7 protein-coding genes are annotated in these 11139 nt (G+C 29.5%); all 7 read left to right on the forward strand.

Features of this window, described 5'->3' with window-relative positions:
* Position 1 precedes the first annotated feature (1 nt).
* Positions 2–2371, forward strand: coding sequence for a DNA topoisomerase (ATP-hydrolyzing) subunit B (gene gyrB, locus OWK30_RS00125; RefSeq protein ID WP_423322363.1), 2370 nt, complete (start codon positions 2–4; stop codon positions 2369–2371).
* An 8-nt stretch (positions 2372–2379) separates the two neighbouring features.
* On the forward strand, positions 2380–4788 hold the full coding sequence (gene gyrA / locus OWK30_RS00130) for a DNA gyrase subunit A (protein WP_423322365.1): 2409 nt from the start codon (positions 2380–2382) through the stop codon (positions 4786–4788).
* Between the two features lie 2 nt (positions 4789–4790).
* Positions 4791–5648: a bifunctional methylenetetrahydrofolate dehydrogenase/methenyltetrahydrofolate cyclohydrolase FolD gene (gene folD / locus OWK30_RS00135; protein ID WP_423322367.1), complete on the forward strand. Its 858-nt coding sequence runs from the start codon at positions 4791–4793 to the stop codon at positions 5646–5648.
* Positions 5649–6977: a tRNA uridine-5-carboxymethylaminomethyl(34) synthesis GTPase MnmE gene (gene mnmE / locus OWK30_RS00140; RefSeq protein WP_423322369.1), complete on the forward strand. Its 1329-nt coding sequence runs from the start codon at positions 5649–5651 to the stop codon at positions 6975–6977.
* Positions 6978–7068: 91 nt separating this feature from the next.
* Positions 7069–8943, forward strand: a complete 1875-nt coding sequence (gene mnmG, locus OWK30_RS00145; RefSeq protein WP_423322371.1) for a tRNA uridine-5-carboxymethylaminomethyl(34) synthesis enzyme MnmG — start codon at positions 7069–7071, stop codon at positions 8941–8943.
* Positions 8918–9556, forward strand: coding sequence for a 16S rRNA (guanine(527)-N(7))-methyltransferase RsmG (gene rsmG / locus OWK30_RS00150; RefSeq protein ID WP_423322373.1), 639 nt, complete (start codon positions 8918–8920; stop codon positions 9554–9556). The genes mnmG and rsmG overlap by 26 nt, the downstream gene beginning before the upstream one ends.
* The gene (locus OWK30_RS00155; RefSeq protein ID WP_423322375.1) at positions 9471–10928 is read left to right on the forward strand and encodes a tetratricopeptide repeat protein; all 1458 of its coding nucleotides are present in this window, start codon (positions 9471–9473) and stop codon (positions 10926–10928) included. The genes rsmG and OWK30_RS00155 overlap by 86 nt, the downstream gene beginning before the upstream one ends.
* The last annotated feature ends 211 nt before the right edge of the window (positions 10929–11139 follow it).

Consider the following 11139-nt stretch of genomic DNA (forward strand, 5'->3'; position numbering starts at 1 on the left):
AATGAAAGAAAAAGGTTACACTGAAAGTAGTATTAAGGTATTAGAGGGTCTTGAAGCTGTAAGGCAAAGACCTGGAATGTACATTGGATCTGTTGACCATAGAGGTCTGCATCATCTTATATACGAAGTAGTAGATAATTCCATTGACGAAGCCACAGCAGGTTATTGCAATAATATTACTATAACTATTCATATAGACAACAGTGTCACAATTGAAGATGATGGTAGGGGTATTCCTATAGGTATTCATCCCACTATGAAAAAACCCACAGTTGAAGTAGTAATGACTACTTTACATGCTGGTGGTAAGTTTGAAAAGGGTGCTTATTACGCATCAGGTGGTTTACATGGTGTGGGAGTATCAGTAGTTAACGCTTTAAGCGAATACTTAGAAGTAACTATAAAGAGAGATGGTGGAGTATACTATCAAAAATATGAAAAGGGTAAACCTGTTACAAAATTTGAACGAATTGGTAAATCTGAAAAAACAGGTACAAAAATAAGATTCAAACCAGATCCTGAGATATTTGAAGAAATAGAATTTTCTTACGAAATTTTACAAAGAAGATTTAGGGAACTTGCATATCTCAATCCAGGTGTTAGGATTATTTTTATTGATGAAAGAAATGATAGAAAACAAGAATTTTATGCTGAAGGTGGAATTGTAAGTTATGTAAGATATTTAAATAAAAATAAAAATACTTTATTAAAAGAACCTATCTATATTAACGGAAAATATGAAGATGTGATGGTTGAAATAGCATTCACATATAATGATGGATACACAGAACATATTATTTCTTTTGTAAATAATATTCATACTGAAGAAGGTGGAACCCATGAAATAGGTTTCAAAAATGCATATACCAGAATTTTCAATAACTTTATCGTAAAAAGTGGCATTTTAAAGCAAAAAATTTCATTAACTGGTGATGATATTAGAGAAGGGCTTTCTGCTATTATATCCGTTAGGTTGCATGATCCTATATTTGAAGGTCAAACAAAAGGTAAGCTAGGTTCAACTATCGCAAAAACAGCTGTAGAATCTGTTATGAACAGTTTCTTACCTGACTTTTTCGAAAAACATATAGATTATGTAAAAAAAATATTAGAAAAAGCTATACAAGCATTTAGAGCTAGAGAAGCTGCCAGAAAAGCTAAAGAGCTTACTAGGAGAAAAAATGCTCTTGAGGTATCTACACTACCTGGGAAATTAGCTGACTGCCAAGAAAGGGATCCTGACAAGGCAGAACTTTTTATTGTGGAAGGCGATTCTGCAGGTGGTTCTGCTAAGCAATGTAGGGATAGAAGATTCCAAGCTATATTACCACTAAAAGGCAAAATATTAAATGTTGAAAAGGCAAGATTTGATAAAATACTTTCAAATGATGAAATAAAAGCAATAATTACAGCCCTTGGAACTGGAATAGGTAATAAAAGCTTTGATGTAAACAAAATCAGATATAAAAAAATTATTATTATGACCGATGCAGATGTAGATGGAGCTCATATTACTACGCTACTTTTAACTTTTTTTTATAGGTATATGAAAGAAATTATTGATAGGGGTTATTTATATATTGCAAGACCACCCTTATATAAAATTAAAAAGGGGAAGATAGAAAAATATATTCATGACGAGAAAGAAATGGAAGATTTTGTAATTAAAAATATAGTTGATAATATCGTATTTGAAGGAATACCAAAAACTAGCTATTATGAAATCTTAAGGGGATTAAAAAGATACATAAATATAAGAAGTAAATATTTGAAGAAAGGGTTTACAAGAGAACTTATAAACAACCTTGCTGGTTATGAATATTTAAATAAGGAAAAATTATCTGATAAGAAATTCGTAGATACTCTTTTTAATGATTTAAAAGAGAGAAATGTGTTTAATGATTATGATAGAGCTTATGTAGATTACAATCCAGAGTATGAGAAATATAATATAATAATTGAAAAAAGTAGTGAAAAGGTGGTAATAAATAGTGAGTTTGTTGATTCCCCTGAGTTTAAAGAGTTAAAAAGAAATTTTTTAAAGATAAAATCGCTGGGTAACAGACCATTTAGTGTAAAAATAGGTGATGGGATGAAATCTTTTAACAACTATGATGAAATGATGGAATACTTTGAAATGATAAGTTTAAAAGGAGTTTATGTGCAAAGATATAAAGGTCTAGGGGAAATGAATCCTCAACAATTGTGGGAAACAACAGTTGATCCTGAAAGGCGTGTTCTTTATAGGGTAAGAATTGAAGATGCAGAAGCTGCAGATGAACTATTTTCTTTGTTAATGGGTGATGTTGTTGCACCAAGAAGAGAATTTATAGAACAAAATGCTTTAAATGTTAAAAATCTTGATATTTAGAGGGGTAGATGAAAAATAAAGGTGTAATAGATATCAATATAGAAGACTCATTAAAAGAGAGTTATTTAGATTATGCAATGAGTGTTATTGTAGGTAGAGCTTTACCTGATGTTAGGGATGGTTTAAAGCCTGTTCACAGAAGGGTTCTTTATGCTATGTATGAAATGGGGGTTTTACACAACAAGCCCTATAAAAAATCAGCAAGAATTGTGGGTGATGTGATAGGTAAATATCATCCTCATGGTGATGCTGCAGTTTATGATACTCTTGTAAGAATGGCTCAAGATTTTTCTTTAAGATATCCTCTAGTAGATGGTCAAGGTAACTTTGGTTCCGTTGATGGTGATGCTGCGGCGGCAATGAGATATACCGAAGTAAGAATGACAAAAATTGCTGAAGAAATGCTTGCTGATATCGATAAAAATACAGTGGATTTTACTCCTAATTATGATGGCTCTTTAAATGAACCTATAGTTTTGCCAACGAAAATACCTAATTTATTAATAAATGGTACAAGTGGTATTGCAGTTGGGATGGCTACTAATATACCACCTCATAACTTATCAGAAGTGATTGATGCTTTAATTTACATGATAGATGAACCAGCTTATGAAGATGATGATTTATTAGGTTTTATTAAAGGACCTGATTTTCCGACTTTTGGTATTATTTATGGAAAAGATGAAATTGTAAAAGCTTATAAAACCGGTAGAGGGGTAATAAAAGTTAGAGCAAGAGTTAAGAAAGAAATATCCACTACAGGTAAGGAATATCTAGTAATCACTGAAATTCCTTATCAGGTAAATAAAGCAAGTTTGATTGAAAAGATTGCTACACTAGTTAGAGATAAAAAGATAAATGGAATTACTGATTTAAGGGATGAATCTGATAGGGATGGTATTAGGGTAGTAATAGAAATTAAAAAAGGAGAAAATCCTGATATTTTGATAAACCATCTTTATAAATACACTCAAATGGAAATTGCCTTTGGAATCAATTTGGTAGCTATAGTCGATAATAGACCTAAAACTCTTACTTTGAGAGAAATATTAGAACATTTCTTAAATCATAGAAAAGTTGTTATTATAAGAAGAACAAAATATCTTTTAAAGAAGGCTGAAGATAGATTACATATTCTTGAAGGTTTGATTATTGCTGTTCAAAATATAGATGAAGTGGTTGCATTAATCAAGTCTTCAAAAGATACTGCTACAGCAAGAGAAAAGCTTATTGAGAAATTTAACCTTTCTGATAAACAAGCACAGGCTATTCTAGATATGAAACTACAAAGACTAACAGGACTTGAGATAGAAAAGCTGAACAATGAATATAAAGAAACTTTGAAGAATATTGAATTTTACAAATCAATTTTGGAAAGCAATAAGGTTTTAATGGGTATAATAAAAGAAGAACTTTTAGAAATTAAGAAGAAATATGGTGATCAACGTAGAACCGATATTGTAAGCAGTACAGAAGAAATAAACATTGAAGATCTTATTCCTGACGATGAAGTGGTGGTAACACTTTCTTTTCAAGGTTTTATAAAAAGAACACCTCTAACAAATTACAGGTTACAAAAGAGAGGAGGTAAGGGTAAAGCAGGTGCTGGTAGGGTAAAAGAGGATTTTATCAAAGATATTTTAGTGACTACAAATCATTCTACCTTAATGTTTTTTACTAATAAAGGAAGGATTCATTATTTGAAGGTTTACAATTTACCTGAGTTAGCAAGAGATGCTAAAGGAAAGTATATAGCAAATCTAATAAATCTTGATAAAGATGAAAATGTGGCTGCAATAATTTCTACAAAAAATTTTGATAAAGAAAGTTATATTTTTATGTGTACTAAAAGAGGAATTGTGAAAAAAACTTCGCTGGATGCTTTCAGTAGTGGAAGAAGTGGTATTATAGCATTAAAGTTAAGAGAAAACGATGAAATTGTTGCAGCAGCTTTGACATCTAAAGATGATTATATATTTATTTCAACGAGGAGAGGTAAATGTATTCAGTTTAACAGTAATGATGTACGTAATATGGGTAGAATTGCCACTGGTGTTAGAGGTATAGAACTTATTGGAGATGATACAGTGGTTTCCATGGAAGTAATTAAAGGAGATCCACTTATTCTTACAGTTACTTCAAAAGGTTATGGAAAGTGTTCTCTTGTTACTGATTATAGAGTTCAGTCAAGAGGTGGTAAAGGAATAAAACTGTCTAATGTGACTGAGAAGACAGGTCTAATAGTAGGTGCAAAACAGGTTAAAATAGAAGATGATGTGATGCTTATATCAAAATCATCTAAAATTATAAGATTATCTGTTTCTGATATTCCTATATTAGGTCGTACCACGCAAGGTGTAAAACTTATGGGTTTAGATGATGAGATAATTTCTTTTGATGTCATTAAAGAGGGGTAAATATGGCTCAATTAATAGATGGTAAGTTGGTTGCATCTAAAATTAGAGATGAGATTAAGAATAAAGTATTGAAATATAAGCATGAATACAAAAAAGTTCCAGGACTTGCTGTCATACTTGTGGGAAATAATCCTGCTAGTAAACTTTATGTAGAAATGAAGACGAAAGCTTGTGAGCAAGCAGGTATATATTCTATTAATCATAGAATGAGTGAATCCGTCTCAGAAGAAGAATTAATTTATGTGATTCAGATGTTGAATGAAAATCCTATGGTGGATGGTATTCTTGTACAGCTACCTTTACCAAAACATATTAATGAATTTAAAATAATTGAGGCAATAGATTACAATAAAGATGTGGATGGTTTTCATCCATATAATATTGGAAGATTAGTAAGAGGGAATCCTCTTTTTTCTCCATGTACACCTTTTGGTATCATAGAACTTTTTGAAGAATATAAAATTGATGTTTGTGGTAAAGATGTTGTAATTGTAGGGGCTGGCAATATTACAGGGAAACCCCTTGCTTCAATGTTATTAAATATGAATGCTACTGTTCAGGTTTGTCATATTTATACTAAAAATTTAAAAGATAAAACAAGACAAGCTGATATCCTTATAACAGCTGTTGGTAAACATAAGCTTATAACAAAAGATATGGTAAAAGAAGGTGCTGTTTTAATCGATGTAGGTATTTGTAAGGTAGGTGATAAAGTGTGTGGAGATGTTGACTTTGAAAATGTAAAAGATAGGTGCTCATATATAACACCAGTGCCTGGTGGTGTAGGTCCAATGACAATTGCCATGCTTTTATATAATACTTTACTTTCTTTTGAACGTAAAATTGGCATTAAGGGTTAAATGGATACAATAGTTGCTCCAATTACTCCTTTATTTAGAAGTTCGGTAATAACTATTAGGATCTCGGGAAACAGAGCTTTTAAAATAAAGGAATATCTTTTTGTAAAAGGCAAACCTATTCAAGATATAAAATATAGATATGTGTATTATGGTGAATTTGTTTCAAAAAATGTAAATGATGACTGTCTTTTTTATTTTTTTAAAGGCCCTAATTCTTACACTGGTGAAGATGTTGTTGAAATTTCTTTTCACGGAAATCCATTGATTGTTCAAAATGCATTACAAGATATTTTTAAGTTGAATATACGTTTGGCAGAACCTGGTGAATTTACAAAGAGAGCTTTTTTGAATGGGAAGATTGATTTAGTACAGGCTGAAGCTGTTTATGAATTAATAGAATCCAAATCTATTACAGGCATACATGCTTCTTTTATAAAGTTAAAAAAAGGTTTGCAGTCACAATTAAATAAAATCAAGGATAATTTGATCGATTTATTGAGTGTGGTAGAAGCATATGTGGACTTTCCTGATGAAGATTTAAGTGATTATGAGTTGCAATATGTTTATGAGAAATTGGATGATGTTATAACAAATCTACAATTTATGATTAAATCATTTGATATGAATAGGTATAATACTGAAGGTGTAAAAATTGCCATAGTTGGGAAGCCTAATGTTGGTAAGTCTTCTTTAATGAATTATTTGCTTCGAGAGAATAGAGTGATTGTTTCTGAAATACCTGGAACAACTAGAGATATAATAGAAGAAGAAATAGTTATAAATGGATATCCTATAAAATTAATTGATACAGCTGGTATTAGGGAGTCTGCTGATAAGTTGGAAAGGATCGGAATTGAATATTCTAAAAAAAAGCTTGATGAAGCTGATATAATTTTGGCTATTTTTGATTTAAGTGACGAGATAGACGAAATGGATGAAAAAATTTTAAAGCTAGTAAAAGATAAAAAAGTAATTTTAGTAGGCAATAAAGTAGATATGAAAAAGATTGACTTTGACTGTGATGTGGAAATTTCTGTAAAAACAGGTGAAGGTATAGAGTATTTGTTTGAGTTAATTGAAGATAGAATAAAAAGTATTGTTTCATTGGAAGATGAAGGTGTTATAATAATAAATGAGCGACAAAAATTTATGTTTGAAGAAATTCTTGATACTGTTATTGAAGTAAAAAGTAATTTTGAAAATAGAACGCTTGATATTTTGGCAGTGGATTTACATTATTGTTTAAGTAAAATCTCAGAAATTACAGGAGAAATTTATACTGAAGATATTTTAAAAAATATATTTACGAAATTTTGTATTGGTAAATAGATCTTTATAAGATAAAAAAAAGATTTTTTAGTAACAAATATAGTAAAATATGATTTGCTGATGTTTCACGTGAAACAATGGAAGGTGTATAATGAATCTATTATATGATAAAAGTTATGATGTTATAGTGGTTGGTGCAGGTCATGCTGGTTGTGAAGCTGCTTTAGCTTCTGCTAGAATGGGAGCTAAAACATTGTTGATTACAATTTATGTTGAAACCATTGCTCAGATGAGCTGCAATCCTGCTATTGGTGGACTTGCTAAAGGGAATATAGTTAAGGAGCTTGATGCTCTTGGTGGTGAAATGGCTAAAAATATTGATGAAACAGGAATACAGTTTAAAATTTTAAATAAAAAGAAAGGACCTGCTGTTAGAAGTTCTAGAGCCCAGGCTGATAAAAAACTTTATAGAGAAAGAATGATTTCCGTATTAATGGATGAAGAAAATCTTGATGTTAAGCAGGGGGTTGTAACCGATATATTGGTGGAGAAGGGGCAAGTAAAAGGAGTGGTTGTAGATTACGGTTTGATTTTTACTACAAAAAAAGTGATATTAACTACAGGTACTTTTTTGAACGGTCTTATACATATTGGAGATAAAAGATACCCTGCTGGAAGAGCGAATGAGTTCCCGTCTTTAGATTTGCCCAATGCTCTAAAACGGTTAGGATTTAAGTTAGAAAGATTGAAAACCGGGACTCCAGCAAGACTTGATGCTGCAACTATCAATTTTTCCGAGCTTGAAGAGCAACCAGGGGATAAAGAACCAAAAATGTTTTCTTTTGAAAGTGATAGACCAAAGCTGCCTCAAATTTCTTGTTATATAACATATACAAATGAAAAAACTCATCAAATAATTAATGAAAATTTACATAGATCACCTCTTTATGCTGGTGTAATAAAGGGTATTGGTCCAAGATATTGTCCGTCTATTGAAGATAAAGTGAAAAAATTTCCTGATAAAACAAGACATCAAATTTTTTTAGAACCAGAAGGTCTTGATAGTAGAGAAATTTATGCGAATGGGTTTTCATCCTCGTTACCTATAGATGTACAGATAAATATGTATAGAACTGTAAAAGGGCTAGAAAAGGTTGAGTTAGTTAGACCTGCGTATGCTATAGAGTATGATTTTGTGCAGCCTACAGAACTTTACCCGACTCTAGAAACTAAGAAAGTTAAAGGGTTGTATTTTGCTGGTCAAATCAATGGTACCACTGGTTATGAGGAAGCGGCTGGGCAAGGATTTGTTGCTGCAGTAAATGCAGTATTATCTTATGATAATAAGGATTTTATTTTGCGTAGAAATGAGAGTTATATTGGTGTGATGATAGATGATCTTGTAACAAAGGGGGTTGATGAACCCTATAGAGTTTTTCACTCAAGAAGTGAGTATAGATTATTATTAAGAGAAGATAACGCTGAATATAGGTTGCTTGAATATGGTTATAAACTAGGGTTAATAAAAAAAACAAGATATGATAGATTTTTAAATGAAAAGAGTATGTTATATAATGAAATAAATAGACTGAAGGGAATAAAAATAAGGCCTAATAAAGATACTTTATCTATGATCAAAGAGTTTGATCTAAAACTAACAGCTCCTACTACATTATATGATTTATTAAAAAGACCTGAAATCAATTATGAAATAATTAAAAAATGTTGGGGTGGTGTTGATAATAAAAGAGTTGCTGAACAGGTTGAGGTTGTTGTTAAATATGAAGGATATATAAAAAAGCAGATTTTAGAGGTAGAGCGAATTAATAAAATAGAGAATGTTAGAATTCCTGATAATATTGATTATTCAAAAATTAAAGGGCTTAGAAAAGAATTTGTTGAAAAATTTACAAAGATTAGACCTAAAACATTAGGACAAGCATCTAGAATTCCTGGGGTAACTCCAGCCGCTATATCTCTTTTACATGTTTATATAGAAGATGAAAAACGGAAAAGAAATATTTAGTAATTATTTTAATAATGATAAATTGATTGAAAGCTTAGATTATTTTTTTGAAATCCATAAAAATGCGCAAATAAATTTAACAGCAATTAAAGATTATGACAATTTTTATATAAAACATTACCTTGATAGTCTTTATATATTTAAAATATTTACAATTAAATATAATCTGCTTATGGATATTGGTTCTGGTGGTGGTTTTCCTGGTATTCCTTTGGCGCTTTTATTTCCTGAAAGAAGAGTTGTTCTTGTTGAAAGTATAAAAAAGAAAGCCGTTTTTTTAAATAAGGCAGTACAAGAGTTGCAATTAAAGAATGTAGAGGTTGTTAATGAAAGATGTGAAAATATTAAAAATATTTTTCCAGACTTTATTACAGCAAGAGGGGTTGCGACAATAGATAAAATTTTAAAATGGACAAAAAATGTTTCACGTGAAACAAAATGCTTTCTTTTTTATAAAGGTGAAAAAATAGATGAGGAAATAAGAAGTGTTCAGAAGATGTTAAAAAAAAATAATCTGAGGTATAAAAATGTTAGAGTTGAAGAGCCTTTTAAAAGGACTTATACTTTTATTTATCGTAACAACTACAGCTTGTGTTCCACAGAACCGCGTTGAAATTGTTAAAATTAATAAAGACTACTCACCCCTTTTTTATATAACAAAAAAACCAACAAAAGAAGATGTTTTGTTTTATAAAGCTTTGATTTCGAGTGGAATTAAACAGGACCAAATAAATGGAAAGGTATTATTAGGTGGTTATTTTTATAAAACTGGTGAATTTAAGAGAGCAAAAGAAATCTTAGAAAAGACACGAGATATTAAAGATAAAGACGTCAGGTATGCAAGATTATTATGGTTATTTGACATATATTTGAAAGAAAATAATAAAGATAAAATTCATAAGGTATTGAAAGAAGCTTTGAAACTAAACGATAGAAATAGATTATCTAACTTGATTTGTTCAAGATATCCTCTTAATCTTACTGGTAACGCTTGCCTTATTGCAATTTATAATCAAAAGTTCAGTAGTAAAAAAGATAAAAATAGGAAAATTAATGTTTATAAAAATAAAAAAATAAAAAAGAAGAAAAATGAAGAAAAAATTACAAATATATTAAAATTGTTTATGAGAAGTGATGAAAATAAAAAAAAGGTAGAAGAAGATAGTACCATTTTTAATGATAAAAAGATTTGCTTAAATAGTGAAAGTTTTGATAAAAATGAAGTTAAGGGTATATTATATAATATCAAGAAAAATAAGTTAGATTATTTAACGGAAATAGGGGATAATTGTGATGGTAGGTGGTACTTTAGTGAAAAAACTGAAGAGTTACTTGATAAAAAAGGATTAGATAAAATTTATTTTGGCATTGATTATAATGAAATTTTTGAAGAGATAAAAAATTATCTTGAATTAAACAATATAAAAAGATTCTATGTGATAACTAATAACGATTTAAATATAACTAACGATAATATTACAGTTATTGATGCAACTATAGATGCTCTGAAAAATTTTTTTGTTACATTTAATGATGAATATGACAATGCAACAGATTATTATTTTGTTTTTTTAGGTGACTCTGATGAGAGTATAAAGTTTGTACCATTGTTGAAATATTATGCAAAAGATCCACGATTAATTAAAGTGATTGTGGGAACAGATATCTTTAAAAAAGAATATTTAGATGAAAATTTTTACGAATATTTTAAAGGTTCAGTAATTGTGGCACCAATTTGTGAAATATGTGATAAGCTACGTAAAGATTTTTTTAAAGGTTTTGAAAACTTTTACAATAGTAAAGGAGATTTTTATTCTGTTTTAGGATACGATATTGTTACCTTTATTGATAGTGAGCTAAATAATATCTATGGCAAGAAAAAGTATTTAAGTGGGATAATAGGTATTAAAGATAATAAAGTGTATCGAAATTTTGAATTCTATAAAATATTAAGCAAAAGAAGAATTAAACTACTACTTAATTGATAGTAGGATAATAGTATAGTGTTCATAGAATATTAAATGATATAATTATAACTATATTATAATATTGAGATATGATTTAAGAGAGCAGAGCAAAATAGGTATCAAATTTTTTAACAAGTTAATAATAAATATTATATTTTTATATTATTGAAAAAAAATAGTCAGTACTATCCTTTTATTATTCATAAGTTTAATTGAAATAAAGTTACTT

The sequence above is a fragment of the Deferribacter abyssi genome, from assembly GCF_049472655.1.
Taxonomy (GTDB): Bacteria; Chrysiogenota; Deferribacteres; order Deferribacterales; family Deferribacteraceae; genus Deferribacter; species Deferribacter abyssi.